The 25,348-nt window shown below is 57.0% G+C and carries 25 protein-coding genes and 3 tRNA genes; 15 read left to right on the forward strand and 13 right to left on the reverse strand.

The genetic code is table 11. The features are described 5' to 3' along the window. Positions 1-28: 28 nt before the first annotated feature. From tgt to ACRZ9X_RS14820, 4 genes are all read left to right on the forward strand, one after another. Positions 29-1,159: a tRNA guanosine(34) transglycosylase Tgt gene (gene tgt, locus ACRZ9X_RS14805; protein ID WP_480520170.1), complete on the forward strand. Its 1,131-nt coding sequence runs from the start codon at positions 29-31 to the stop codon at positions 1,157-1,159. Positions 1,160-1,372: 213 nt separating this feature from the next. Beyond that, positions 1,373-3,781 (forward strand): endopeptidase La, encoded by a 2,409-nt coding sequence (gene lon / locus ACRZ9X_RS14810; RefSeq protein WP_480520172.1) that lies wholly within the window; start codon positions 1,373-1,375, stop codon positions 3,779-3,781. Positions 3,782-3,813: 32 nt separating this feature from the next. Next, positions 3,814-4,317: a hypothetical protein gene (locus ACRZ9X_RS14815; protein ID WP_480520174.1), complete on the forward strand. Its 504-nt coding sequence runs from the start codon at positions 3,814-3,816 to the stop codon at positions 4,315-4,317. A gap of 84 nt (positions 4,318-4,401) precedes the next feature. Continuing rightward, positions 4,402-5,052 (forward strand): hypothetical protein, encoded by a 651-nt coding sequence (locus ACRZ9X_RS14820; protein WP_480520176.1) that lies wholly within the window; start codon positions 4,402-4,404, stop codon positions 5,050-5,052. A 140-nt stretch (positions 5,053-5,192) separates the two neighbouring features. Here the strand turns inward: ACRZ9X_RS14820 and ACRZ9X_RS14825 are convergent. Then, positions 5,193-5,267 (reverse strand) — tRNA-Val (locus ACRZ9X_RS14825). Positions 5,268-5,376: 109 nt separating this feature from the next. Next, a complete protein-coding gene (locus tag ACRZ9X_RS14830; protein ID WP_480520177.1) occupies positions 5,377-6,105 on the reverse strand; it encodes a hypothetical protein in 729 nt (242 codons plus the stop codon). Between the two features lie 339 nt (positions 6,106-6,444). Between ACRZ9X_RS14830 and ACRZ9X_RS14835 the strand changes: the two genes are divergently transcribed. The 4 genes from ACRZ9X_RS14835 to uvrA all read left to right on the forward strand — a co-directional run bounded on the left by ACRZ9X_RS14835 (position 6,445) and on the right by uvrA (position 10,284). Continuing rightward, positions 6,445-6,521, forward strand: a tRNA-Asp gene (locus ACRZ9X_RS14835). Positions 6,522-6,573: 52 nt separating this feature from the next. Next, a tRNA-Asp gene (locus ACRZ9X_RS14840) sits at positions 6,574-6,650 on the forward strand. 101 nt (positions 6,651-6,751) lie between these two features. Next, a complete protein-coding gene (locus ACRZ9X_RS14845) occupies positions 6,752-7,318 on the forward strand; it encodes a methyltransferase domain-containing protein (protein WP_480520179.1) in 567 nt (188 codons plus the stop codon). Positions 7,319-7,425: 107 nt separating this feature from the next. After that, positions 7,426-10,284: an excinuclease ABC subunit UvrA gene (gene uvrA / locus ACRZ9X_RS14850; protein WP_480520181.1), complete on the forward strand. Its 2,859-nt coding sequence runs from the start codon at positions 7,426-7,428 to the stop codon at positions 10,282-10,284. Between the two features lie 6 nt (positions 10,285-10,290). On the opposite strand, the gene ACRZ9X_RS14855 is transcribed toward uvrA, so the two are convergent. The 5 genes from ACRZ9X_RS14855 to ACRZ9X_RS14875 all read right to left on the reverse strand — a co-directional run bounded on the left by ACRZ9X_RS14855 (position 10,291) and on the right by ACRZ9X_RS14875 (position 15,086). Then, positions 10,291-10,689 (reverse strand): hypothetical protein, encoded by a 399-nt coding sequence (locus ACRZ9X_RS14855; RefSeq protein WP_480520183.1) that lies wholly within the window; start codon positions 10,687-10,689, stop codon positions 10,291-10,293. Between the two features lie 108 nt (positions 10,690-10,797). Further along, positions 10,798-11,670, reverse strand: a complete 873-nt coding sequence (mmsB, locus tag ACRZ9X_RS14860) for a 3-hydroxyisobutyrate dehydrogenase (protein ID WP_480520185.1) — start codon at positions 11,668-11,670, stop codon at positions 10,798-10,800. A 2-nt stretch (positions 11,671-11,672) separates the two neighbouring features. Next, positions 11,673-12,713, reverse strand: a complete 1,041-nt coding sequence (locus ACRZ9X_RS14865) for an enoyl-CoA hydratase/isomerase family protein (protein WP_480520187.1) — start codon at positions 12,711-12,713, stop codon at positions 11,673-11,675. Between the two features lie 7 nt (positions 12,714-12,720). Further along, positions 12,721-13,863 carry an acyl-CoA dehydrogenase family protein gene (locus tag ACRZ9X_RS14870; protein ID WP_480520189.1) on the reverse strand — a complete coding sequence of 381 codons (1,143 nt, stop codon included), beginning with the start codon at positions 13,861-13,863 and terminating at the stop codon, positions 12,721-12,723. 107 nt (positions 13,864-13,970) lie between these two features. After that, positions 13,971-15,086: a carboxylate-amine ligase gene (locus tag ACRZ9X_RS14875; protein WP_480520191.1), complete on the reverse strand. Its 1,116-nt coding sequence runs from the start codon at positions 15,084-15,086 to the stop codon at positions 13,971-13,973. A 136-nt stretch (positions 15,087-15,222) separates the two neighbouring features. Between ACRZ9X_RS14875 and ACRZ9X_RS14880 the strand changes: the two genes are divergently transcribed. Both ACRZ9X_RS14880 and ACRZ9X_RS14885 read left to right on the forward strand, forming a co-directional pair. Further along, complete coding sequence (locus tag ACRZ9X_RS14880) at positions 15,223-16,074, forward strand: class I SAM-dependent methyltransferase (RefSeq protein ID WP_480520193.1); 852 nt, start codon at positions 15,223-15,225, stop codon at positions 16,072-16,074. Between the two features lie 71 nt (positions 16,075-16,145). Further along, a complete protein-coding gene (locus ACRZ9X_RS14885; RefSeq protein WP_480520195.1) occupies positions 16,146-16,622 on the forward strand; it encodes a fasciclin domain-containing protein in 477 nt (158 codons plus the stop codon). A gap of 73 nt (positions 16,623-16,695) precedes the next feature. Here the strand turns inward: ACRZ9X_RS14885 and ACRZ9X_RS14890 are convergent, their stop codons facing one another. Together ACRZ9X_RS14890 and ACRZ9X_RS14895 are read right to left on the reverse strand one after the other, a co-directional pair. Then, on the reverse strand, positions 16,696-17,280 hold the full coding sequence (locus ACRZ9X_RS14890) for a L,D-transpeptidase (RefSeq protein WP_480520582.1): 585 nt from the start codon (positions 17,278-17,280) through the stop codon (positions 16,696-16,698). 192 nt (positions 17,281-17,472) lie between these two features. Beyond that, complete coding sequence (locus tag ACRZ9X_RS14895; protein ID WP_480520197.1) at positions 17,473-18,972, reverse strand: CoA-acylating methylmalonate-semialdehyde dehydrogenase; 1,500 nt, start codon at positions 18,970-18,972, stop codon at positions 17,473-17,475. A 104-nt stretch (positions 18,973-19,076) separates the two neighbouring features. Here ACRZ9X_RS14895 and ACRZ9X_RS14900 point away from each other — a divergent pair, with 104 nt between their 5' ends. The 3 genes from ACRZ9X_RS14900 (at position 19,077) to coaD (ending at position 21,054) form a co-directional block, all read left to right on the forward strand. Beyond that, the gene (locus ACRZ9X_RS14900; RefSeq protein WP_480520199.1) at positions 19,077-19,979 is read left to right on the forward strand and encodes a LysR family transcriptional regulator; all 903 of its coding nucleotides are present in this window, start codon (positions 19,077-19,079) and stop codon (positions 19,977-19,979) included. Between the two features lie 60 nt (positions 19,980-20,039). Next, positions 20,040-20,477: a CBS domain-containing protein gene (locus tag ACRZ9X_RS14905; protein ID WP_480520201.1), complete on the forward strand. Its 438-nt coding sequence runs from the start codon at positions 20,040-20,042 to the stop codon at positions 20,475-20,477. Between the two features lie 85 nt (positions 20,478-20,562). Then, a complete protein-coding gene (gene coaD, locus ACRZ9X_RS14910) occupies positions 20,563-21,054 on the forward strand; it encodes a pantetheine-phosphate adenylyltransferase (RefSeq protein ID WP_480520203.1) in 492 nt (163 codons plus the stop codon). Here the strand turns inward: coaD and gap (ACRZ9X_RS14915) are convergent. From gap (ACRZ9X_RS14915) to gap (ACRZ9X_RS14925), 3 genes are all read right to left on the reverse strand, one after another. Continuing rightward, positions 21,046-22,050 (reverse strand): type I glyceraldehyde-3-phosphate dehydrogenase, encoded by a 1,005-nt coding sequence (gene gap / locus ACRZ9X_RS14915; RefSeq protein WP_480520205.1) that lies wholly within the window; start codon positions 22,048-22,050, stop codon positions 21,046-21,048. The genes coaD and gap (ACRZ9X_RS14915) overlap by 9 nt on opposite strands. 81 nt (positions 22,051-22,131) lie before the next feature. Continuing rightward, positions 22,132-22,275, reverse strand: a complete 144-nt coding sequence (locus tag ACRZ9X_RS14920; protein WP_480520207.1) for a hypothetical protein — start codon at positions 22,273-22,275, stop codon at positions 22,132-22,134. A gap of 73 nt (positions 22,276-22,348) precedes the next feature. Beyond that, the gene (gene gap / locus ACRZ9X_RS14925) at positions 22,349-23,350 is read right to left on the reverse strand and encodes a type I glyceraldehyde-3-phosphate dehydrogenase (protein WP_480520209.1); all 1,002 of its coding nucleotides are present in this window, start codon (positions 23,348-23,350) and stop codon (positions 22,349-22,351) included. 182 nt (positions 23,351-23,532) lie between these two features. On the opposite strand from gap (ACRZ9X_RS14925), the gene ACRZ9X_RS14930 reads away from it, so the two are divergent. After that, positions 23,533-24,504: a DUF808 domain-containing protein gene (locus ACRZ9X_RS14930; protein ID WP_480520211.1), complete on the forward strand. Its 972-nt coding sequence runs from the start codon at positions 23,533-23,535 to the stop codon at positions 24,502-24,504. 52 nt (positions 24,505-24,556) lie between these two features. Next, on the forward strand, positions 24,557-24,931 hold the full coding sequence (locus ACRZ9X_RS14935; RefSeq protein WP_480520213.1) for a hypothetical protein: 375 nt from the start codon (positions 24,557-24,559) through the stop codon (positions 24,929-24,931). Between the two features lie 18 nt (positions 24,932-24,949). Here the strand turns inward: ACRZ9X_RS14935 and ACRZ9X_RS14940 are convergent, their stop codons facing one another. After that, positions 24,950-25,300, reverse strand: a complete 351-nt coding sequence (locus tag ACRZ9X_RS14940) for a hypothetical protein (RefSeq protein WP_480520215.1) — start codon at positions 25,298-25,300, stop codon at positions 24,950-24,952. Between the last annotated feature and the right edge of the window lie 48 nt (positions 25,301-25,348).

A 25,348-nucleotide genomic window follows, 5' to 3' on the forward strand; every position in this document is an offset into this window, starting at 1 on the left:
TGCGCGGTTGCAGTCCCGAGGCAAACACATGACCCAGCGATTTTCATTCCAGTTGAACGCCACAGATGGACGCGCCCGCACGGGTGTCATTCAAACTCCTCGGGGCGAGGTACGAACACCGGCCTTCATGCCGGTGGGAACTGCGGCCACAGTCAAGGCGATGATGCCCGAAAGCGTGCGCGCGACCGGTGCCGATATGTTGTTGGGCAACACCTATCACCTGATGTTGCGACCAACGGCAGAACGGATCGATCGGTTGGGCGGATTGCACAAATTCATGAACTGGGACAGGCCCATTCTTACGGATTCGGGCGGGTTTCAGGTCATGTCACTGGCAAGCCTGCGCAAGCTGACCGAAAAGGGCGTGACCTTCAAATCGCATATCGACGGTTCGAAACACGAGCTGTCGCCCGAACGGTCAATGGAGATTCAACGCCTGCTGGGCTCGGACATTGTGATGTGCTTTGACGAATGCCCGGCATTGCCAGCCGACCGTGACCGGATCGCCGAGTCGATGCGCCTTTCGATGCGTTGGGCCGAGCGTTCGCGCGAGGCGTTTGGTGATCGTCCCGGTCATGCCCTCTTCGGTATCATGCAAGGTGGTCTGGAAAAGGACCTGCGGGAAGAAAGCGCCGCCGCGCTTAAGGCGATTGGCTTTGAGGGCTATGCGATCGGTGGTCTGGCCGTGGGTGAAGGGCAGGAGGCGATGTTTGGCTGCCTCGATTATGCACCAGAGTTTCTGCCGACAGACAAACCGCGATATCTGATGGGGGTTGGCAAGCCCGATGACATCGTCGGCGCGGTGGCGCGCGGTGTTGATATGATGGATTGCGTGCTGCCTTCGCGCTCGGGGCGCACGGGGCAGGTGTTCACCCGCAACGGCGTCGTAAATATCAAGAACGCGCGTCACGCAGATGATCCACGTCCATTGGACGAACATTGCACATGTCCGGCCTGCGCAAGTTATTCCCGCGCCTATCTGCACCATGTGTTCCGCGCAAATGAGATGATCTCGGGTATGTTGCTGACCTGGCACAACCTGCATTATTTCCAACAGATCATGCAGGAAATGCGCGATGCGATTGCTGCGGGCACCTTCGTGCACTGGCAGGCTGAGTTCCACGCAACACGCGCACAGGGCGACATTGAACCGCTTTAACGCGCATTGATCCCAATACTGTGCTAAAATCCGTGGATATGTCCCGGGGATACCTTGCGGTCCCCGAAACCTCGGGTCATTGTGCGCTGCGATACACGGCGGAAAGGTTGAAAAGGGGATACAGGTGCCCCACCTTTATCGTCCAAACAGGAGATGGCCAAAGGTTGCCTGAATCAGGGACCGCTGCCGTCTTGCCAATGATAAGGATAGAGCATGCAAGAGCCTCTGAATTCCTCATACCCCGTCCTGCCGCTGCGCGACATTGTGGTGTTCCCGCATATGATCGTGCCGCTGTTCGTGGGCCGTGACAAATCGGTCCGCGCGCTGGAAGAGGTTATGCAGGATGACAAGCAAATTCTGTTGTCCAGCCAAATCGATCCGGGTGACGACGATCCCGAGATCGACGGAATTTATAAGTCCGGTGTTCTGGCCAATGTTCTGCAATTGCTGAAACTGCCCGACGGCACCGTCAAGGTTCTGGTCGAAGGACAGGCACGGGTGCAGATCACTGAGTTTCTGGAGAACGATCAGTTTTTCGAAGCCCGGGCGGAATATGTCACCGAAATCCCCGGCGACGTCACAACGACCGAGGCTTTGCTGCGCACCGTTGCGGATGAGTTCGAGCGCTATGCCAAGGTGCGCAAGAACATTCCCGAAGAGGCGCTGACCGCTGTTGGTGAAACCGCAGAACCGGCGAAGCTGGCCGATTTGGTCTCGGGCCATTTGGGTATCGAAGTCGAGCAAAAACAGGAACTGCTTGAAACGCTCAGTGTCAGCGAACGGCTTGAGAAGGTGTATGGCCTGATGCAGGGCGAAATGTCGGTCCTGCAGGTCGAGAAAAAGATCAAGACCCGCGTTAAATCCCAGATGGAGAAGACGCAGCGCGAGTATTATCTGAATGAGCAGATGAAAGCCATTCAGAAGGAGCTTGGCGATGGCGAGGACGGTAGCAACGAAGTTGCCGAAATCGAAGCCAAGATCAATGAAACCAAGCTGTCGAAAGAAGCGCGCGAAAAGGCTGAAGGCGAGCTGAAGAAGCTGCGCAACATGAGCCCGATGTCGGCTGAAGCCACCGTCGTGCGCAACTACTTGGATTGGATTCTGGCGCTGCCGTGGGGCACCAAGTCGCGCGTCAAAAAGGATCTTGGCCGCGCGCAGGATATTCTGGACGCTGATCACTATGGGCTTGAGAAGGTCAAGGAACGCATCGTCGAGTACCTTGCGGTTCAACAGCGTTCGAAAAAGCTGAAAGGCCCGATCCTGTGCCTTGTTGGCCCTCCGGGCGTGGGTAAGACCTCGCTGGGTAAATCGGTCGCAAAGGCCACAGGGCGCGAGTTCATTCGCATTAGCCTGGGTGGTGTGCGCGACGAATCTGAGATTCGCGGCCACCGTCGGACCTACATCGGTTCGATGCCCGGCAAGATCATTCAGGCGCTGAAAAAGGCCAAAACCACGAACCCGCTCATCCTGCTCGACGAGATCGACAAGATGGGGCAGGATTTCCGTGGTGACCCGGCTTCGGCGATGCTGGAGGTGTTGGACCCGGAACAGAACAACACGTTCATGGACCATTATCTCGAGGTCGAATATGACCTTTCCAACGTGATGTTCCTGACCACGTCGAACAGCTATAACATGCCCGGGCCTCTGCTGGACCGGATGGAGATCATCCCGCTGGCCGGTTACACCGAAGAGGAAAAGAGCGAGATCGCAAAGCAGCATCTGATCGACAAGCAGGTCAAGAACCATGGTCTGAAGGCCAAGGAGTTTGAACTGACCGATGAGGCGCTGCAATCGATCATCCGCACGTATACCCGCGAGGCGGGGGTGCGGAACCTCGAACGTGAGATCGCCAAAGTGGCGCGGAAGTCGCTGACCAAGATCATCAAGAAAGAGGCTGAATCAGTCACCGTGACGCCGGACAATCTGGATGATTTCCTTGGCGTGCCCAAGTTCCGCTATGGTCTGGCCGAACAGGACGATCAGGTTGGTGTCGTAACCGGTCTGGCGTGGACGTCCGTCGGTGGAGATCTGCTGCATATCGAGGCTCTGAAACTGCCCGGCAAGGGTCGGATGAAGACCACCGGTAAGCTGGGCGATGTGATGAAGGAATCCATCGATGCGGCCTCGTCCTATGTGCGGTCGATTTCACCTCAGATCGGGGTAAAACCGCCGAAATTCGATACGTTGGACATCCACGTCCACGTACCGGATGGCGCGACGCCCAAGGATGGTCCTTCGGCGGGTCTTGCGATGGTGACCTCGATCGTGTCGGTCCTGACGGGTATTCCGGTGCGCAAGGACATCGCCATGACAGGCGAGGTTTCATTGCGTGGCAATGCCATGCCCATCGGTGGTTTGAAAGAAAAGCTGCTTGCGGCGCTGCGCGGCGGGATCAAAACGGTTCTCATTCCTGAAGAGAATGAAAAGGACCTGGCTGACATCCCGGACAATGTGAAGGAAGGTCTGAAGATCATTCCGGTCAAACATGTTTCTGAAGTCCTGGAGCAGGCCCTTATTAGCACTCCCGAGTCCATTGAATGGGATGAGGCAGCAGAAGAAGCTGCGGCTGCCGCCGCGAAAGCGGCGGGAAGCAGTGGAACGTCGGCGACGGCGCATTAACTCGCTGTTTCTGAGGACATGTAGGCGGGCCATTGGCTCGCCTATTTTTTGTTTCAACAGAAACTACGTGGAAACACTATCACAATACAGCGCCGTGTGATTTTGTAGCACTGGAATGTGGTCGTTGTTTTTGCGGCAATGCAAATACCGGCGCGACGCTGAGAGAATGTATAGGGCTAGAATTGAAACTCACTCTTCACATTGGCATGGCAAAGGCTGGGTCGACTTCAATTCAAGATAGCCTTTACGCCGCGAGGGAAAACATTCAGAAATACGGATGCATGTATCCTGAGCCAATTTACATCAGATCACGCCACCATTGGTTGCAGCCGCTGGTTTACACCGATTTGAATCCGGATTCTTCTGTCGTGGCACGAATGGGGTTTACGGCCGAATCTGCCAAAGAAAAAGCGCTCGAAGAGTGGGAAAACCTTCTAAAGCAATTGAAGGCGAAGAAGCCGGAATACCTGGTTCTGAGTAGCGAAGTACTTTTCAAAACTTGTTCGAAACAAGAGATCGCAAGGGCGCGGCAGTAATTACCAAGCATAGCAGATGAGATTCAGGTTCTGGCCTACATTCGCAGCCCGGTTAAGCGGTATTTATCGAGTGTTCAGCAAGCCTTGAAATCCCGAAACCAAATCGTTCAACCCCACGGCACGTCAATTGCGAAAACGCTGGACTCTTATCGGCTTATTTTTGATCAAGATGTAAAAGTACGTGCTTTCGAGAGAGAAAGATTGGTGGAGCGGGATATCGTCGCAGACTTTCTTGATTGGTCCAAACTACCGATCCCATTTGATGAGCTTCCGAAGGTGAATAGCAACGAAAGCGTTTCCGCCGAAGGCATGGCTGTTTTACACGAGTTGTCACCCAGCGAAAGCCCACGTAACAAGGAAGAGACACTACTGAAACGCAAGCGACTCGATGCCGTTTTCCAAGCGGATCAGGCAATTGATTTTCCCACAAAACCTAATCTCCGACCGGAGGTCGTTGAGTACATCACTTCACAGTGCAAAGAACTACCTTTGCTTCGTGATAAGTATGGTTTGGAGTTTGATGACATCGACTACGGAATTGCGCAGCCTCGATCAGGTCAAGCCTTGCAGATAACGCGCATCGATCAATTGTGCGCCTATAATTCGGAGCGGAAGGAGGCGGTGTTGCAATTGGCCAAAGCCAAGTTCGATCAAAGCATCGGACATAAAGACAAGCGGCATTGGTCAAATAAAACCAAAGCAGTTCTCGGTAAGTTGCAGTCGCTGCTTCGGTAATTTGGAGGACAAAACAAGCCCTGGCGCAACATGGAACGCTCCGGTACCTTCGGACCAGAAGCAGCCGACGGGCCAATGGTCAGCAAAGCGAATGCACCAAAAGGTCAGTAAGATGCGTAAACACGCGTGATAAAGGGAAGTGGTGGGTGATAAGAGATTTGAACTCCTGACATCTTCGATGTGAACGAAGCGCTCTACCACTGAGCTAATCACCCGTAGAGGCGGCTATTACAGCCTGTTTTGATCCCGTGCAAGAGGAACTATCAGCCGACAGAGCCTGGCATGGGACAGATAGCCCCGGGATGGGGTCCCGGGGCTTTGGTCTTAAAGTCCGGGAAGCTTGTCGAATACTCCTCGGCGACCAAAGGTCGTGGCGCGCTCGTTGCCGAAGGTGAAGCGAACTCCGACGCCGACATATGCTTCGTTTGTGCTGCCCGAGACGATGGGAGACGAGATATGGGCCACGCCGATTTCACCATAGACCTGCGCATAGTCGGTCGCGGCGTAATTTGCGCCGACAGCATACAGATCGTAATCGAGAATACCGAGAACGTTATCGACCAGATCATAGCTGGCCTTCAACTCCCACCGGTCGGCCAGATCTGCGCTGATTGAAATCCCAAAGAGGGTTCCGTCGATGTCCGAGAAATCAGACAGTTCCTGACGACCCAGATAGGCCTCGAAATCTGCCTCGCCAACATCAAAACCTGCTTCAACGCCGTAGAAGTCGAAATCGGTGCCGTCTAGCTCTTCCTCACCGTAAAACGCCCCGAAGGACGTGTTCTGGCTGCTGTGAAGATTGCCATGCAAGGTCCAGCTGGTTGCCGTATCGTCGGGATTGTCGAAGCGATATCCGCCCAGATCCAACTGGGTGCTGAACATGCGCGTGAAAGCAACTTCGGCCGACCCGTTCAGGTTGAACACATCCCCCAAATCACTGTCGGTGAATGTCGAATAGCCCAAGTCGATATATGCGCCGGCCAGTTCAACCGCCTGCGCCTGGCTGGAAATGGAAATTGCGGTTACTGCGCTGGCAATAAACAGTTTTTTCACGTGTCTGCTCCGTGTGTTTTTTGATTATGCTAGGGTCGAAATGAGACCTCATGAGCCCGGGCAGCCCTATGCCCAAATGGGGGGAATGTGTATTTGATTGGGGCAAAAAGAACCTGCTGTTGCTGTCGTAACACATTCTTGGGTTGCGCTTTCGGGTGCGCGCGCCCGCATGTCAGGAAAAACAAAGAGAAGGCGGGGAATTTGAAACCCGCCCGGTGTCTTGTCAAACTCGGCGGAAACTCAAAATTCCAGTTTTGAGAGAAAATTTGAAAACGCCGCTTGACGCTGCCCGACCGTGGCCATAATACACCCCAACGTTCAGCAAAGAACGGGCAGTGGGCGGTTGTAGCTCAGTTGGTTAGAGTACCGGCCTGTCACGCCGGGGGTCGCGGGTTCGAGCCCCGTCAACCGCGCCATCGCTGCCAGCCTTGGATCCGGGCAAATGGATCGCACAGAGACCCTAAATGCGCGGTTGTAGCTCAGTTGGTTAGAGTACCGGCCTGTCACGCCGGGGGTCGCGGGTTCGAGCCCCGTCAACCGCGCCATTTTCCCCTGATGATGAAAATCGGCATTGCTGCAAAGGCATTGCAGGGCCAGTTCCGGTCTGGCATGACCGACGCGACAGGACCAACCCGAGAGAGCCTCCGTGACCAGTCTGAACCGGATCGTAATGGCACGCCGCAGCCGGGACTGGATTCGGAAACTGGACCCGCCATCTCTGAATGCGTTTGAAATCTCTGGATCTTGGGGTAAGCAGTTTGCCTTTAAGACCTATACGCAAGCCTGGCGGCGGCAACACGACATTTGCCTTGGACCACTGACGGATGAGCAGGGCACGGTTCGAACATTCGACCTAATCCTGGCCAATCAGGTTTGGGAGCATTTGGATCGCCCCTATGAGGCTACATTGAACGTGTCCGAGATGTTGCGACCTGGTGGGTATTTTTGGCTGGCGGTGCCGTTCTTTATTCCTTTCCATGCGGCACCCAACGATTGTTCCCGGTGGTCCGCGCGCGGGTTGGTTAACCTTCTGACCGAATGCGGGTTCGATCCGGCGGGCATACGGTCGGAACAATGGGGTAATCGTCAGGCGGCCCTACGTAATCTCGAGCTGGACTGGCCACCAATCTACGATCCAGAAAGGGACGATCTGACAAACGACGCTGATTTTCCGATTTGCGCATGGGCAATAGCCCGGAAATCGGTCGAATAAGCGGAGGGTGGTGGAAAATCCGCCTGTTCCACATTTGTTCTAACTTTTCGGTTGGAGACTCAGCGCCGCTCGCCTATTTCTGAAGAACGTTTGTGTTGGGGGCCAGAATGGCTGAGCTGAAGAATATCGAGGTGCGCGGCGCGCGCGAACATAACCTCAAGGGCATTGATGTCGACATTCCACGTGACCAGCTGGTGGTGATCACCGGATTGTCGGGCTCGGGCAAGTCCTCGCTGGCGTTTGACACGATCTATGCCGAGGGGCAGCGCCGCTATGTCGAGAGTTTATCGGCCTATGCCCGTCAATTCCTTGATATGATGGAAAAGCCCGATGTGGATCACATCAGCGGGCTAAGTCCGGCGATCTCGATCGAGCAGAAGACGACCTCGAAAAACCCGCGTTCGACCGTAGGGACCGTGACCGAGATTTACGACTATCTGCGCCTGCTTTTTGCTCGCGCCGGTACGCCTTACAGCCCAGCCACCGGACAGCCTATTGAAGCGCAGCAGGTGCAGGATATGGTCGACCGGATTATGACGATGGAGGAGGGGACGCGGGGTTACCTGCTGGCTCCGATCGTACGCGACCGGAAGGGCGAATATAAGAAAGAGTTTCTGGAACTGCGCAAGCAGGGTTTCCAGAGGGTCAAAGTAGACGGTGCGTTTTACGAACTGGACGAACCGCCGACGCTGGACAAGAAGTTCCGGCATGACATCGACGTGGTCGTCGATCGGCTCGTGGTCCGCGAGGGGATGGAAACCCGGCTGGCCGACAGCCTGCGTACTGCTTTGGACTTGGCTGATGGAATCGCCATTCTGGAAACGGCGCCAAGGGAAGGCGACCCCGAGCGGATCACCTTCAGTGAGAATTTTGCCTGTCCGGTCAGCGGGTTCACCATCCCTGAGATCGAGCCGCGCCTATTCTCGTTCAACGCACCTTTCGGGGCCTGCCCGGATTGCGATGGTCTGGGGGTTGAACTGTTCTTTGACGAACGGCTGGTCGTGCCAGATCAGACGCTGAAGCTGTACGACGGCGCTTTGGCACCGTGGCGCAAAGGAAAATCTCCGTATTTCCTGCAAACCATCGAAGCCATCGCGCGGCACTATGAGTTCGACAAGAACACACCATGGAAGGATCTGCCCAAGAAGGTGCAGCAGGTGTTCTTGCGCGGTTCGGGTGATGAAGAAATTCAGTTCCGCTATGACGAAGGCGGGCGGGTCTATCAGGTCACCCGTACCTTTGAGGGGGTCATCCCCAACATGGAGCGCCGCTATCGTGAGACCGACAGCGCCTGGATTCGGGAAGAGTTCGAACGTTACCAAAACAACCGCCCTTGCGGCACCTGCGAAGGATTCCGCCTGCGGGCTGAGGCTCTGGCCGTCAAGATTGCCGGTCTGCACGTCGGGCAGGTGGTTCAGATGTCGATTCGAGAGGCTCTGGCCTGGGTCGAGGATGCCCCGAACCATCTGAGCGTTCAGAAAAACGAAATCGCACGAGCAATCCTCAAGGAAATCCGGGAGCGGCTTGGATTCCTGAATAACGTTGGATTGGAGTATCTTACGCTGTCACGTTCAAGTGGCACCCTCTCTGGTGGAGAAAGCCAGCGTATTCGTCTGGCCAGCCAGATTGGCTCGGGTTTGACTGGTGTGCTTTATGTACTGGATGAACCGTCGATCGGATTGCACCAACGCGACAATGACCGTCTGTTGGGCACGCTGAAAAATCTGCGTGATCAGGGCAATACCGTGATCGTTGTGGAGCATGACGAAGAGGCCATACGCGAGGCGGATTATGTGTTCGACATTGGCCCGGGCGCGGGTGTGCATGGCGGGCAAGTGGTCAGCCACGGTACGCCGGACCATATTGCAGACGACGCGGCGTCGATCACCGGCCAATACCTGTCTGGTACGCGGGAAATTGCTGTGCCGACCGAACGCCGGGCAGGCAACAAGAAAAAAGTCACCGTTGTTAAGGCGACGGGCAATAACCTCAAAAACGTGACCGCGCAGTTCCCGCTTGGCAAGTTCGTCTGTGTGACCGGTGTTTCGGGGGGCGGGAAATCCACCCTCACCATCGAAACTCTGTTCAAGACTGCCTCGATGCGTCTGAACGGTGCCCGACAGACGCCTGCGCCCTGTGAGACGATCAAGGGGTTGGAACATCTGGACAAGGTCATCGATATTGACCAGAGGCCTATCGGACGAACTCCGCGTTCAAATCCAGCGACTTACACTGGGGCCTTCACCCCAATCCGCGATTGGTTTGCGGGCCTGCCCGAAGCCAAGGCGCGCGGCTACAAACCGGGACGGTTCAGCTTCAATGTCAAAGGCGGTCGGTGTGAGGCGTGTCAGGGTGACGGTGTCATCAAGATCGAGATGCATTTTCTGCCAGACGTCTATGTGACCTGCGAGACCTGCAAAGGCGCGCGGTATAATCGTGAGACGTTGGAGATCAAGTTTAAGGGCAAATCCATCGCAGATGTGCTTGATATGACGGTGGAAGACGCACAGGACTTCTTCAAGGCTGTGCCCTCGATCCGTGACAAGATGGATGCGCTGGCCCGCGTTGGACTGGGTTATATCAAAGTCGGCCAGCAGGCGACAACCCTGTCAGGCGGTGAGGCGCAGCGGGTGAAACTGTCGAAAGAGTTGTCGAAACGGTCCACCGGGCGAACATTGTATATTCTGGACGAACCTACGACAGGTCTGCATTTCGAAGACGTGCGCAAACTGTTGGAAGTGCTGCATGAACTGGTTGACCAGGGCAATACCGTTGTCGTGATCGAGCACAATCTGGACGTGGTCAAAACCGCCGACTGGATCATTGATATCGGTCCGGAAGGCGGCGATGGTGGTGGTCAGATCGTGGCCGAGGGCACGCCCGAGCAGGTGGCCGCTTGTGAACGCAGCCACACGGGCCGTTACCTCAAGCCGATGTTTAATTCCAAACGGGTCGCTGCCGAATAGGTGTGATCAATACAAAATGTCAGCGACGGCACCGATCAGGTTCAGAACTTTCCGGGTTTCGGGATCGATGCGATAGACGTAATCCCCGGCTCGGACATAATCTCCGCCCCGGCGCAATCCATAGCGGTAGGGGTCATTGATCCAGACGTAACCATCCGAGATGCGGTCGCCGACGCGATAGCGATTTTTCACCTGACCGGGGGGCACGCAGGGCACTGCTTTCTTGGCCAGACCGGGCGGGCAATGACCTGCCTTCGCCCCGGTCCTGACCCCATAATCGGGTGAGACCCGCTCAACCTGAACCTTGTTCTTGTTTTTCCCTTTGCCATTGCCGTTTCCGGCCCATGCGGCAATAGGAGCGACAGTAAAAACGGCAATCGCGGTCAGGCAGGTCAGAGTTTTCATTCACACAGTCTCCAAAACAGGTAATTTATCAATCGCACATTTCACCCTGATCAGATAGGGGGAGCTCCTTGCGATTTTGAGGCCTGTGCGAACTTCCGCCGCTGGACCCTATGATCTGCGACGCGTTTCGAACCTTGGAAGCATGGCACTGAAGTCGCGACCCAAGCCGTCTTCGTGCTCAACGAACTGCTCATACAATACGGTCGCGGCGTGGCCCATCGGCGTATCGGCATCGGCGCTGTCGGCGGCTTGCTGGCTAAGGCGCAGGTCTTTCAGCATCAACTCGGCCGCGAAACCCGGTTGATAGCCGTTATCCGCAGGGCTCTGTGGGCCGACACCCGGTGCGGGGCAATAGGCATTCATTGTCCAACTATAACCAGACGACGTGCTGACGACATCGAACATCTTCTGTCGGTCTAGGCCCAGTTTGTCGGCCAGCGCAAAAGCTTCGCATGTGGCAATCATGGTCACGCCGAGGATCATATTGTTGCAGATCTTCGCCGCCTGACCGGAACCGGCCTCGCCACAATGCACCGCTTTCTGACCCATGATTTCAAACAACGGGGCGGCCTTTGCAAAGGCGGCGTCTGATCCACCGGCCATAAAAGTCAGGGTCCCGGCAGCCGCGCCACCAATACCGCCCGAAACCGGGGCGTCAACCGCCAGCAAACCCGCATCCACAGCTTGTTTTGCCACTTCGCGAGCGCTGTCCACGTCAACCGTTGAACAATCAACCAGTACCGCACCGGCTGACATGGCCGGAATGATCTCATCAGCGACGGCGCGCAGGATTTGACCATTGGGAAGCATGGTGATGGCAACATCAGCACCGGCTGCCGCCTCGGCACCGGACGGGGCCAGTGTCACCCCGTCGACTGACACGTCGGCCATATCGAAACCTGTAACGGTATGCCCGGCTTTGGCGAGATTGGCGGCCATGGGCGCGCCCATGTTTCCCAAGCCGATGAAGGCGATCTTCATCCCTAGTCCTCCTCAAATTTCAAAGTGTTTTGCCCCAGTGGTCTCAGCATGTTCGACACGGCAACACCGGGAACGTTCAAATCGGCAAACTGCCATTTCGGATTGCGGTCTTTTTCGATGATCTGGGCGCGAATGCCTTCCAGAAAATCCCCGTGCTCCATCGCGCGATAGGTGAAGCGATATTCAAGTTCCAAAGCCTTGCGTTGGGTCAGCGAAGGGCCCTTAAGCCGATGGATGATCTCGATCGCGCAAGCCATTGATATCGGGCAATTCCGTTCGATCCTGGTCAACGTTTGCGCGGCGAATTCGGTCGTGTCGCTGCGCAGTTGGTTGAGAATGTCCCCCAAGGTTTCGCCGTCAAACAGGCGGTCGATCTGCCCCTGTATCTGTTCCAACTGACTTTCCGGCGGTGTGATGGCATGACGCCCAATCACATCGGCATCGCCCGAGGCCTCCAACTGTTCGATCAGCGAGGCCCAGATGTCTTGTGGAATGAAATAATCTGCAAAACCGGCATAAATCGCGTCTGCGCCGTTCATGCGATGCCCGGTTGTGCCAAGATATTCACCCAGACGTCCGGGGGCCAGAGCCAGCATCAAAGACCCGCCAACATCCGGGACCAGCCCGATGCCGCATTCCGGCATGGCGATTTGCGAGGTTCCGCCAACGATCCGATGGCTGCCATGACAGCCGATTCCGACACCGCCGCCCATGGTGAACCCCTGCAGGAAACTGATGACTGGCTTTGGATATTCAAAGATCAGGGCGTTCAGAAGATATTCATCCCGCCAGAAGGTTTGCCCGTAGGCAAAATCGCCCTTGATCCCGGTGTCATAAAGCTCGGCAATGTCTCCGCCAGCGCAGAACGCCTTTTCCCCCTCGGCATCCAGAATAATCAGGTCGACAGCATCATCCTCGCGCCAGTTCCGCAGCGCAGCGTCGATCACCATGCACATCTCATAGCTCAGTGCGTTCAGGGCGCGGGGGCGTGTCAGCGTGATGCGTCCGGCGCGGCCAGTGGTTCGGATGTCGATGTCTGGCATTGGGTCCTCAGCGGTTGGTCAGCATCTGACGCGCGACGATGACTCGCATGATTTCGTTCGTGCCTTCCAATATCTGATGCACCCGCAGATCGCGCACAAGTTTTTCGATCCCGTAATCGGCCAGATAGCCATAACCGCCATGCAATTGCAGACATTGGTCCACGACCTTCGACCCGGTCTCGGTCACGAATTTCTTGGCCATGGCGCAGAATTTTGTGGCGTCCGGCGCCCCTTTATCCAGCTTCCAAGCCGCCTGACGCAGGAAGGTGCGCGCGGCCTGCAGTTCGATCTCCATATCTGCAAGACGGAACTGCAGGGCCTGAAACTGGTCGATGGATTGGCCGAATGCCTTGCGTTCCGACATGTATTGTAACGTCATGTCCAACCCATTTTGCGCCGCACCCAGAGAACACGAGGCGATGTTGAGACGCCCGCCATCCAGACCCATCATGGCGTATTTAAAGCCGTCGCCTTCCTGGCCGACCAGATTGCCGGACGGGATTTTGCAATCATCAAATTGCACCTGAGCCGTCGGTTGGCTTTTCCACCCCATTTTCTGCTCCAGCGCGCCAAAGCTGAGACCCGGCGTTCCGTCTTCCACATACACGGTCGAGATCCCCTTGGGCCCGTCCGCACCGGTGCGGACCATGCAGACATAGGCGTCGGAATATCCGCCGCCCGAGATAAACGCCTTGGTTCCGTTCAGAGTATACCCCTCGTTTGAACGCTCGGCCCGAGTCTTCAACGCCGCCGCGTCCGAGCCCGAACCCGGTTCGGTCAGACAATAGCTGAGCACGGTCTTCAGGCTCAGCACATCGGGCATGATCCGGGCTTTCAGCTCTTCGCTTGCGAAGCTGTCCAGCATCTTGGCGCACATATTGTGGATCGACAGGAATGCCGCGACCGAGGGGCAGGCCATTGAAAGTGCCTCGAATACAAGGGTTGCGTCCAGACGCGACAGATTTGATCCGCCGCTGTCTTCGGAAACGTAGAGCGCACCAAAACCCAGCTCGCCCACTTGCGGCCACAGCTCTTTCGGGATTGTACCATCGGATTCCCACTGGCGCGCATGGGGGGCGATATGATCCTGCCCAAAGGCATAGGCCATGTCGAAAATGGCTGTCTGTTCCTCGGTCAGCGCGAAATCCATAGCGGTGTGTTCCTTGTGGTCTGAAGAATTGAACAAGCGTTTTATTCTTCAATCCTTACAGAATTTTTTCAGGCGCGGCAAACCTTGGACTCGGGCGGAAACCGAGGCTAGAGATCGGCGTGGAATTCTTCGATCAGGTGTCTGACAACAGCCATCCCGGGATCCTGACCGCGCGCGACGGCTTCGGCGTGGACGCGGCGTTGACGCGTGGCCGAGGTTCCGCCCTCGGCGATCTGACGCAGGCGGGCCAGTTCGGTCATGGTGCCCAGCGCTTCGGTATCTTCAGCCAGCATTCCCATCAACTCGCCAATCAGTTCGGGCATTGGTTTGATCGAGCGGTCACCAAAATCGATCATTCCTTCACCGACACCATAGCGCTGCGCCCTCCAGCGGTTCTCGCCAATCAGAAACCGGTCATATTGCCGCCAGCGCAGATTGCGATCTTTCAGGCGGCACAACATGCGTGTCAGGGCCTGCACCATAGCGGCCAGCGACAGGGTATGTTCCAGACGCGGTTGTACGTCCATGATCCGGGTCTCAAGTGTCGGGAAACGATGTGACGGGCGAAGATCCCACCAGATTTTCGAAGTGTCTTCGATCACGCCAAGTTCGACCAGAATGCCCGTGGTGCGTTCGTATTCGGCCCAGCTGCCGAATACGGGGGGAAGGCCGGTGCGGGGCAGGTTGTCGAACACCGTCAGGCGGTATGAGGACAGTCCGGTATCCTCGCCGTTCCAGTAGGGGGATGAAGTTGAAAGCGCCAGAAGGTGCGGCAGGAAGTAGGACAGTTGCGGCATCAGATCGGACCGCAAAGCGGGGTCGGCAACGCCGACATGGACGTGCATGCCGCAGATCAGCATCCGCCGCGCAACACCCCCAAGTGCGTGTTGTAGCGCGTCATAACGTTCTTTGCGGGTATGATGCTGGTCCTTCCAATTGGCAAAGGGGTGACAGGAGACCGCAATCGGGGCGAGGTTATATTCCGCCGCCCGCTTGGCGACGCAGGACCGCAAACGCTTGAGGTCCTCGCGCGCTGATTTGATGGTACTGTGCGGCCGGGTTCCAACCTCGATCTGGCATTGCAGGAATTCCGGGCTGACCTGCCCTTCGAAATCGGCCTGACAGGCCTCCATCAGGGCGGTCGGGGCTTGTGCAAGTTGGAGGCTGTCCTGATCGACCAGAAGGTATTCTTCTTCGATTCCCAGCGTAAATTCCTGCTGCATGGCGGCCCTCGCGGTTCTGGTAAAACCAGTGAATACGGAAATTTCCCTTTTGCCAAGGGTTTGGGATGCAGGCGCTTGCGAAGCCCCCATTTGCCCCTGTAAGGACCGATGTGACAGTCGTTAGTGGAGCCACCCTGTGAAACCCAGAAAATTCCCTCAGATCAACGCCGCCCTGGATGAGCTGGACGTGCGCCTGGTCGACAAGGTCACCGAGCGAGAGGAACGGGTACGGCTGGAGGCGTTCGAACGGGCAGGGGGTCTGACCCGCCCCGCCTACGCGTTATCTCCGGGTATGGAGGGTTTCGATATCGCGCCTTTGGTGGAAGAGTTCGAACACCATGCCGAGGCTCTGCAGGCACTGAAAGATCCGGCCCGTAATCAGACGGGCTATCGTATTGGAAACGGGTATTACGACAGCCCGGACGCGGATGCGCTTTACCTGATGGTAAGGCGGTTCCAGCCGCGCCGGGTGATCGAAGTGGGGTGTGGGAACTCAACCCGCGTGACCCGGCAAGCCATTCTGGATGGCGGATTGCAAACGCAGATCACCGCGATCGATCCATACCCGCGCGCCGATATCGCACATGTCGTGGATCACTTTGAACAAAAACGGCTGGAAGACGTTGATCCGGCGCTGTTCGAGCAACTTGAGGCAGGAGACATCCTGTTCATCGATTCCAGCCATGTGGTCCGGATGAGCAATGATGTCGCCCATCTGTTCTGTCGGATCATTCCGACCCTGAAACCGGGCGTGGTCATTCACGTGCACGATGTTTTCTTGCCCTATGAATACCCCAAGCGTTTCTTCTATGACTGCCCCGGCTGGGGAGAGCAGTATATCTTACACGCGCTGCTGCAATCCGGTTCATTTTCAATGCTTTGGCCCGGTTACTACCTGCAGCAGGAACGCCCTGACGCGCGAGAAGCCTTGCCGTTTTTGAAGGACGGACGGGCGCAGAGTATCTGGGTTCAGATCAAAGAAAATTGAACCCTTTGTGATCCGGTCTGATCCTGACGCCGTACCCCTTTCCATAACACGCTGGAGAGGAGATGACAGCCATGTTCCGTCGCACTTTTATGGGGGCCGCCGCCGCACTTGCCCTGACACTGCCCGCCAAGGCGCAGGCCGCTGATATTGTCGACACGGCCGTTTCGGCAGGGTCGTTCAACACGCTGGTAGCCGCCGTTCAGGCCGCAGGTCTGGTGGATACTCTGAAAGGGAAAGGCCCCTACACGGTTTTCGCGCCCACGGATGAGGCATTCGCGGCTTTGCCCGAAGGCACTGTGGAAACCCTGCTGCTGCCTGAGAACAAAGATCAATTGGTTGAGATTCTGACGTACCACGTGGTGCCCGCTAAAGTGATGTCAGGCGATATTGCCGGCAAGCGCGCCAAGGTTCTGACCGTACAGGGCGACCGTCTGAGCGTGAACGCCAAGCGCGGCGTCAAGGTGAATGATGCTGAGGTTATTCAGGCCGATATCGAAGCCAGCAACGGTGTGATCCATGTGGTCGACGCGGTAATTCTGCCCGAATAATTCAGGCTTCCGATCTACGTAAAAGCCCCGGTCGCGTTGGCCGGGGCTGTTTTTATTGCACTGTGCCGCTGGATCAGACCAGCCGGACCTGCGTTCCGATCTGTACCAGCGGATACAGTTCTTCGACATGCTGATTGTACAGCCCAATGCAGCCCGAGGAGCTTTGGCGGCCAATCTTGCGCGTGTCGTGCGTTCCATGCACCAGATAGGCAGGCCATGTCAGGTACATTGCGCGGGTGCCCAGCGGGTTTCCGGGCTCACCACCTTCCATCCGGACCGGCAGCGAAGGGTCGCGTTCTCGCATCGACGCGGTGGGCGTCCAGCTCGGGTTTTCTGTCTTGCGCACGACCTCTGTATAGCCGCGTTTGGTCAGTTCCTCGGTCATGGGAACTGAGCTGGGGTACAGCTTGTATGTCCCGTCCGGCCCCCAATAATGCACCGCGCGGCTGGTGATATCGGCCAGCAGCGCCCCTACACCCAGTTCATCAAAGTGATCCTGCCAGTTCTGCTGCGAGAAAGACGATGTATTCCGGCGCACTGGCAATTGCGTGCTGATCGCTTCTTCGTCCTGTGGGAACGCATCCAGACTTTGCGCACGCACCAATGCGGGCGTCGCGATCAGGGATGCAGCGCCCAACAGGGCAGAGCGGCGGGTCATTCGGTACTGGGACAAAGAAGCCTCCGGGTATATGAACTGCTCGGTATCGGATTTGCCGGTAAAATATGAGTGAACGAGATATTTTTCCAGAGGGTCGGATTTGAATTTCTCGTGAGATTCCTAGGTCTCGGACCAAAAAAAGCGGCCCACTCGGGGCCGCTTTCGGAAATGGTGAAACAGGATGAAGCTCGCTCAGTCCATGGCTTTGAAGTTGAACTCGCCACCTTCCTTGATGCCCGAGGGCCAGCGCGACGTCACGGTCTTGGTTCGGGTGTAGAATTTGAAGCTGTCGGGACCGTGTTGGTTCAGGTCGCCGAACATGGATTTCTTCCAGCCGCCGAAGGTGTGATAGGCCAGCGGCACCGGGATCGGGACGTTGATGCCGACCATACCGATATTGATCCGGCTGGCGAAGTCGCGGGCCGTATCTCCGTCGCGAGTGAAGATCGCGGTGCCGTTGCCGTATTCGTGGTCCATCGCCAGCTTCAGCGCCTCTTCATATGAACCAGCACGGACGGTGGACAGAACCGGACCAAAGATTTCCTGTTTGTAGATGTCCATGTCGGGCGTGACGTGGTCAAACAGATGCGGGCCGACAAAGAAACCGTCTTCATAGCCCTGCAGACTGAAATCGCGGTTATCGACAACCAGCTTGGCACCTTGCTCGACACCCGAATTGATCAGGCCCAGAATGCGTTCCTTAGCAGCCCCGGTCACAACCGGGCCCATGTCCACATCGTCGCCTGCGGTATAAGGGCCGACCTTAAGTTTTTCCACGCGCGGGATCAGCTTTTCGATCAGCGCGTCTGCCGTGGCCTCACCAACCGGCACCGCAACCGAGATCGCCATGCAGCGTTCGCCCGCCGCACCGTAACCGGCGCCAACCAGCGCGTCGGCTGCCTGATCCATGTCCGCATCGGGCATAACGATCATGTGGTTCTTGGCACCGCCAAAACACTGCGCCCGCTTGCCGTTCGCAGTGGCGCGGGAATAGATATACTGCGCGATCGGGGTCGAGCCCACAAAGCTAACGCCCTGAATGATCTCGTTGTCCAGCAGAGTATCCACGGCTTCTTTATCGCCATTCACGACCTGGAAAACGCCTTTTGGCAGGCCCGCTTCGACAAACAGCTCTGCCAGCATCAACGGGACCGACGGGTCGCGTTCCGAAGGCTTCAGGACAACCGCGTTGCCACAAGCCAGGGCCGGGCCGACATGCCATAGGGGCATCATCGCAGGGAAATTGAACGGCATGATCGAGGCGACCACACCCAAAGGCTGACGCATCGAATACATGTCGATGCCCGGACCCGCACTGTCGGTGAACTCTCCCTTCAGCATCTGCGGAGCACCGATGCAGTATTCGATCACTTCCAACCCGCGCTGCAGGTCGCCTTTGGCGTCCGGAACCGTCTTGCCGTGTTCACGGCTGAGCACCTCGGCCAGCTTGTCCATATCGCGGTTCATCAGGCCAACCATCGCCATCATCACCCGCGCCCGTTTCTGCGGGTTGGTGGCCCCCCATTCGACCTGAGCGGCCGCAGCGTCTTCGATGGCTTTGGTTGTTTCGGCGGCGCTGGCCATTGGGCATTTATACTGAACTTCGCCTGTCGCCGGGTTGAACACGTCGTCAAACCGACCGGACGTGCCAGCCGTCATTTCACCATTTAGAAAGTGGGTCAGATCGTTCATCGCTTAATCCTCCGAATGGGTTTGGGCGCAGAATAGGCTTGCGTAAATCCCTTGAACAGAGGCAATGTTCCAAAGTTGTTTTGCAAAAATGCAAAGGTGTGGGCATGAACCCGAACTGGGATGATATGCGTGTTTTTTTGGCCGTCGCGCGTGAAGAAAGCCTGTCAGCCGCCGGTCGGGTCCTCAAACTGGATCCTGCGACGGTTGGTCGTCGGATCGCGCGACTCGAGGTCGAACTCGACGCGATCCTGTTTACGAAATCACAGCAAGGCTATGTTCTGACCGTTGCCGGAACCCGCTTGATGGACCATGGCCTGCACGCGGAAGAGGCGATGCGGGCGGCGACCGGGGCAGTCACAGGTTCGACAGAAACACTGAGCGGACAGATCAGGATCGGTGCACCCGATGGATGTGCGAACTATCTGCTGCCGCAGGTTTGTGCGCGGATCAGCGATGCCAACCCGGAACTCGATATTCAGATTCTGGCGCTGCCGCGGCTCATCAACCTGTCCCGACGCGAAGCGGATATGGCGATTTCGGTCAGCGCGCCGAACGCGGGCAAGTTGCTGGTGAAAAAGATATCGGATTACCGGCTGCATCTTGTGGCCAGTCGCGCGTATCTGGACCAGAATGCGCAGATCAGAACCATCTCGGATCTGCAGGGTCACCGCATGATCGGCTACATTCCTGACATGATTTTTGATCGGGAATTGGATTATCTGAACGACATAGGTGTTGACCGTGTCGCTTTGGCGTCGAATTCCGTCTCGGTTCAGCTGCGCCAGGTCTCCCTCGGCAGTGGGGTTTGCGTGGCGCATGATTTCACGCTGCCGTTTCATCCCGAGTTGCGGAAAATCGTGGTGGATCAGGTCAGTCTGACGCGCCGCTTCTATCTGGTGCGCCATCAGGGCGATCAGCGTAATGAACGGTTGAACCGCTTCGCCGAGGCGCTGTCGCGCGGTATCCGCGACGAGGTTGCGCAGCTTGAAGCCGAAGCTTCATCTTGACAGGTTCGGACATTCCGGCAACGCTTTGTAAAACGTAAAGTTATTTCGGAGGTTTTGCATATGCTCGTTCAGGCTATTCTCAAGTCGAAAGCCACAGAAGGGGTGGAAACGGTCGAGCCTTCCTTAACCGTTGCGGATGCTGCACAGATATTGGCGACCAAACGGATCGGGACAGTCGTCGTGTCCGAGGATGGCGGTGAGACAGCAGCCGGTATCCTGTCCGAGCGTGATATTGTGCGCGAACTTGCGGCCAGCGGCAGCGGCTGCCTGACCAAACCGGTCAGCGCATATATGACGCGCGATCTGGTTACAGCCAGCCGTCAGGACACGGTCGAAAACATTCTGTCGCGGATGACCCAGGGCCGTTTTCGCCATATGCCGGTTCTGGAAGATGGCAAGCTGGTGGGCATCGTGACACTGGGTGACGCCGTCAAAGCGCAATTGGCTGAACTGGCGATGGAAAAAGACGCGCTTGAAGGCATGATTATGGGTCACTGAACGGGCAGGGCTCTGGCTCTGCCTCTTGCACCTGCAGCAAAGTTATGTTTGCTTGCGCCGAAATATTGTTGCGCAGGAGAGCCCGATGCGCGTCGGATTATATCCCGGAACCTTCGACCCGATCACAATGGGTCATATCGACATCATCCGCCGGGCGGCGGCGTTGGTGGACAAGCTTGTCATTGGCGTTGCCATCAATCGGGACAAGGGTCCGCTTTTCACGCTGGAAGAGCGTGTGGCCATGATCGAAGCCGAATGTGCGCATCTGACCGAGCAGACGGGGACCGAAATCGTCGCTCATCCGTTTGAGAACCTGCTGATCGATTGCGCCCGGGATGTTGGCGCTCAGATCATCGTGCGGGGCCTGCGTGCGGTGGCTGATTTCGAATATGAATTCCAGATGGTCGGCATGAACCGGGCGCTCGACGATTCGATTGAGACGGTCTTTCTGATGGCAGAAGCCCGTCATCAGGCGATTGCGTCCAAACTGGTCAAAGAGATCGCCCGGCTGAATGGGGACGTGTCGAAATTCGTCACGCCCCGTGTCAATCAGGCCTTGCGTGAACGTTTAGGATAACGCGCCCATCGCAACGGCAGTGTCCAGCATCCGGTTCGAGAATCCCCACTCGTTATCATACCACGCGAGGACGCGAACCAACGTGCCGTCGGTCACTTTTGTTTCCGCAAGCGAAACAGTCGAGCTGTGGGAGTCATGATTGAAGTCGACTGAAACCAAGGGGCGATGTTCGGCTGCCAATACGCCGGGGATTTTTGCAGCCGCTTCGGTAAACAGCGCGTTGACTTCTTCTTCTGTCGTGGGACGAGACACCTCGGCGACCAGATCGACGACAGATACATTGGGGGTCGGCACCCGGATCGCCTGTCCGGTCAGTTTGCCTGCAAGCTGAGGCAGAACCAGACCAACCGCCGATGCGGCGCCTGTGGTTGTGGGGATCATCGAAAGCGCCGCCGCGCGCGACAGATAGGGGTCTTTCCCGGCAGTGTCATGCACGGGTTGGCTGGCCGTATAGGCATGGATCGTTGTCATGTTCCCGTGCTTGATGCCCAGGCCAGCATCCAGTGCGGCCGCGACCGGAGACAGGCAGTTGGTGGTGCAGGACGCGTTCGAGACAATGATGTCATCTGCCGTCAGTTCCTGATCGTTCACACCAAAGACCACGGTTTTAACGCCGCCATCACCGCGCGCCGGGGCCGAGATCAGAACCTTCTTGGATCCGTTTTTCAAGTGCCGCTCGGCTGCTTCGCGGGTGCGGAACACGCCAGTACATTCCAGCACGACATCCACATCCGACCAGTTCAGGGCCTCGGGGTCCCTCTCGCTGCTCAGTCGGATGGGGCCGTAACCAACGTCCAGGCCGGCATCGCTGAGCGTCACCGGTTTTGAATACCGGCCATGAACGCTGTCAAACTCGAACAGATGCGCGTTCATTTCCGGCTTTGCCAGATCGTTGATCGCGACGATTTCAACGTCGGTGCGACCCGATTCAGTGACCGCCCGCAAAACGCCGCGCCCGATCCGTCCAAAACCATTGATTGCCAGCTTGAGTGTCATGATGCGCTCCGTCAGAAATTCGTCGATACTTGGTTAGCGCTAACAAAGCCAGATGAACGCGAAAGTCAAGCAAAACCTCTGTCATCGCCAGAAGGCGAGCCAGTCCAGAAAGTCGTAGAGTTTCTTGCCCAGGAACAGCAGATGTTCCGAGCCGACAAGGGCCACGTCCAGCATAAGGCCGCCAACTATCAGCAATCCCAGCCATATGGCGATTTGATTGGTCATGGATGTGCCCTGAACGAAAATGCCCGCCCAGATAACCTGAGCGGGCACTAGGGTACAAGCGATGTGCAAACGGTTAGTTAAGTCGACCCATGGCAACTGCCACGTCCGCCATGCGAACCGAGAAGCCCCATTCGTTGTCGTACCACGCCAGCACGCGAACCATGCGATTGTCGACGACGCGGGTCTGATCCGGCGCGAAGATCGAGCTTTCCTCGGTGTGATTGAAATCGGTCGAGACCAGCGGCGCGGGTTCATACCCCAGAACGCGCTGCATCGGGCCTTTTGCGGCCTCTTCCACGATGGCGTTGACCTCTTCGACGGTTACATCGCGCGAGGCGCGGAATGACAGATCGACAGCCGAGACGTTCGGGGTCGGCACGCGGATGGCCGAACCATCCAGTCGGCCTTTGAGGTTAGGCAGAACTTCGCCCAGGGCTGCAGCAGCACCGGTCGAGGTCGGGATCATCGACATGGCCGCTGCGCGCGCGCGGTAAAGATCGCTGTGGCGGCGGTCCAGTGTCGGTTGATCTCCGGTATAGGCATGGATCGTGGTCATGATGCCATGTTCGATGCCGACACCTTCGTCGAGAACCTTGGCAAGCGGGGCAAGGCAGTTGGTGGTGCACGACCCGTTCGAGACCATTCGATCCTCAGAAGACAGGCTGTTGTGGTTCACGCCGAACACGATGGTCTTGTCGACGTTTTTGCCGGGGGCCGACAGCAGCACACGTTCGGCGCCGCGCTCCAGATGCGTTTTGGCCTTCAGCCCGTCATTGAACTTGCCGGTGCATTCCAGAACGACGTCGCAGCCTTCCCAGTCCAGCTCGTTCATGTCGTACGTCGAGAACATCTCCATCGGGCCGCGACCCAGATCCATGGTGTTGCCTTTGATGGACACATCGCGCGGGAAACGTCCGTGGATACTGTCATATTTCAGCAGATGCGCCGAAGTCTCCAGCGGGCCGGTGGCGTTGACTTTGATCACTTCGATGTCGTTGCGCGCCGATGCGGCGATGTGCGACAGGGTACAGCGGCCGATGCGGCCAAAACCATTGATACCGACCTTAATGGTCATCCGACGTCTCCAAACTGCGCTTGTGTTGGAGGGCATATAGCCGCGAAAGTGGAATCTCAAAAGGGCAAAAATGGCATATTTTTAAGGTGTTAGCGCAAACCTGAGCCGATTGCGCTAACGCTTGCGCTAGCCGTTGGATCAGGTAGGGTCCGGTCGGGGCAGATGAAGGGAAAGGAAACGCGATGAGTGGTCTGTTGGCCCTGCTGGACGACGTGGCAGGCATAGCGAAGGTCGCGGCGTCTTCGGTTGATGACGTGGTGGCGGCCGCGGGCAAGGCCGGGGCCAAGACGGCAGGCGTGATCATTGACGACGCGGCGGTGACGCCGAAATACGTGCAGGGTTTCGCGCCCGCGCGGGAACTGCCGATCATCTGGCGCATCGCGCGTGGGTCCATTTTCAACAAGATCATTCTGTTGTTGCCGGTTGCCTTGCTACTGGCCAATTTTGCGCCGTGGCTGATTACGCCGCTGCTTATGCTCGGCGGTTCCTATTTGTGCTTTGAAGGGGCCGAGAAGATCTTTCATGTCTTGTTTCCGCATGGGAGCAAGGTGATTGATGAGGACATGAAGAACCGTGACCCTGGTCATCTGGAGGAACAGAAGGTCAAGGGCGCGATCAAAACCGATTTTATATTGTCCGCTGAAATCATGACGATTGCTCTGGCAGCCATTGAGGCTCCGAACGTGTGGATGCAGGCTGCGACGCTGGCGGTGGTCGGTATCGGTGTGACGGTGGCCGTCTATGGCTCGGTCGCGCTGATCGTGAAGATGGATGACGCAGGCTTGTTTCTGGCCCGTAATGCACCGACGCCCATTGGCCGCGGCGTAGGACGCGGTTTGGTGCAGGCGATGCCCTATGTTCTGAAAATACTGTCCACCGTTGGTACGGCGGCGATGCTTTGGGTCGGTGGCTCGATCATCATACACGGGCTTGAAGTTCTGGGCTTTGGCTGGTTAGGCCATCACATTCACGATTGGGCTTATGCTGTGGGCCACATGGTCTCGGACCAGTGGGCGGCAGCAGTCGAATGGATCGCCAAGGCCACGATGGACGGTGTATTCGGGCTTGGTTGGGGTCTGGTCCTGATCCCGGTTGCAACGAAACTCATCGCTCCGCTTTTGGCGCGGCGGTCAGGCAGGACTTCGACACATTGAAACGCATAAGCAAAGCATGACGAGCTCAGATTTGCCGATTTATAGACCAGTGGTGAAACGCTTTAAGAGCCGATTGTACGGGCAGGCGAAGGCCCGAAAAGCCCGCGCCCTCAGCAACCTGAACATCGGTGCGGAAGAAGTGCCACTTTCGCCGCGCGACCTCTGCAGGTTCTTGCAGTTTCGTATCCAAACCGCAGACAACGCCGGCAAGCGAGGCAACTGGGTCGGAGGACGTCTGTACAACGCTCTGTCCGGTGAATCCGCCCAGTATGTTCCGTTGTATGGAACCCATTTGCGTCAGTGTCTGGCCCTTGTGTTGGGCCAGATACCCGAGGGTATTGAACCGCGCGGTGACTATGAACTGCGACTAGACTATGCAAAACGGGCGTTTTCCAAGGTGCAAGGTCAACTGGCCAAGTCGCCTTGAGTGCAGCCCTGGTGCCCGTCAGTAGTTGTTCGTGTTGCCTTTGACCACAACGCCGGACCCGTCAACTTTGCCGTCCTTGAACAGCGTGACGGCGGCCCCTTCGATTTTCAGGTCCCAGCAGTTTTCGGGATCGGTGCCATACTGGAAGCACATGCCATTATCCGTGGCCTTCCAGTTCCCGGTATAGCCGTCGCCTTTGATCGTCCCGTCAGGTGCATAATACTCGGTGAACGCGCCCGACAACATGCCGCCCTGATAGGTGTGATCGCTCATGGCGGTTTGGATGTCTTGTTTGCTGGCGAACTCAGCCCCTGTGGCCGAGGTGGCCATGCTGAGTGCGGCAAGAACGACTGCGGCGCGGATTTTCATGGGTGACTTCCCTTTGTGATTGGATCGCGCTGCAGGTAAATCGAATGG

The sequence above is a fragment of the Ruegeria sp. AL1 genome, assembly GCF_056540905.1.

Excerpts from the sequence above, each read along its gene's own strand:
- tgt (WP_480520170.1), top strand. The coding sequence starts at position 29 with ATGACCCAGCGATTTTCATTCCAGTTGAACGCCACAGATGGACGCGCC.
- lon (WP_480520172.1), top strand. The coding sequence starts at position 1,373 with ATGCAAGAGCCTCTGAATTCCTCATACCCCGTCCTGCCGCTGCGCGAC.
- uvrA (WP_480520181.1), top strand. The coding sequence starts at position 7,426 with ATGGCTGAGCTGAAGAATATCGAGGTGCGCGGCGCGCGCGAACATAAC.
- ACRZ9X_RS14855 (WP_480520183.1), bottom strand. The coding sequence starts at position 10,689 with ATGAAAACTCTGACCTGCCTGACCGCGATTGCCGTTTTTACTGTCGCT.
- mmsB (WP_480520185.1), bottom strand. The coding sequence starts at position 11,670 with ATGAAGATCGCCTTCATCGGCTTGGGAAACATGGGCGCGCCCATGGCC.
- ACRZ9X_RS14865 (WP_480520187.1), bottom strand. The coding sequence starts at position 12,713 with ATGCCAGACATCGACATCCGAACCACTGGCCGCGCCGGACGCATCACG.
- ACRZ9X_RS14870 (WP_480520189.1), bottom strand. The coding sequence starts at position 13,863 with ATGGATTTCGCGCTGACCGAGGAACAGACAGCCATTTTCGACATGGCC.
- ACRZ9X_RS14875 (WP_480520191.1), bottom strand. The coding sequence starts at position 15,086 with ATGCAGCAGGAATTTACGCTGGGAATCGAAGAAGAATACCTTCTGGTC.
- ACRZ9X_RS14885 (WP_480520195.1), top strand. The coding sequence starts at position 16,146 with ATGTTCCGTCGCACTTTTATGGGGGCCGCCGCCGCACTTGCCCTGACA.
- ACRZ9X_RS14890 (WP_480520582.1), bottom strand. The coding sequence starts at position 17,280 with ATGACCCGCCGCTCTGCCCTGTTGGGCGCTGCATCCCTGATCGCGACG.
- ACRZ9X_RS14895 (WP_480520197.1), bottom strand. The coding sequence starts at position 18,972 with ATGAACGATCTGACCCACTTTCTAAATGGTGAAATGACGGCTGGCACG.
- ACRZ9X_RS14900 (WP_480520199.1), top strand. The coding sequence starts at position 19,077 with ATGAACCCGAACTGGGATGATATGCGTGTTTTTTTGGCCGTCGCGCGT.
- ACRZ9X_RS14905 (WP_480520201.1), top strand. The coding sequence starts at position 20,040 with ATGCTCGTTCAGGCTATTCTCAAGTCGAAAGCCACAGAAGGGGTGGAA.
- coaD (WP_480520203.1), top strand. The coding sequence starts at position 20,563 with ATGCGCGTCGGATTATATCCCGGAACCTTCGACCCGATCACAATGGGT.
- gap (WP_480520205.1), bottom strand. The coding sequence starts at position 22,050 with ATGACACTCAAGCTGGCAATCAATGGTTTTGGACGGATCGGGCGCGGC.
- ACRZ9X_RS14920 (WP_480520207.1), bottom strand. The coding sequence starts at position 22,275 with ATGACCAATCAAATCGCCATATGGCTGGGATTGCTGATAGTTGGCGGC.
- gap (WP_480520209.1), bottom strand. The coding sequence starts at position 23,350 with ATGACCATTAAGGTCGGTATCAATGGTTTTGGCCGCATCGGCCGCTGT.
- ACRZ9X_RS14930 (WP_480520211.1), top strand. The coding sequence starts at position 23,533 with ATGAGTGGTCTGTTGGCCCTGCTGGACGACGTGGCAGGCATAGCGAAG.
- ACRZ9X_RS14940 (WP_480520215.1), bottom strand. The coding sequence starts at position 25,300 with ATGAAAATCCGCGCCGCAGTCGTTCTTGCCGCACTCAGCATGGCCACC.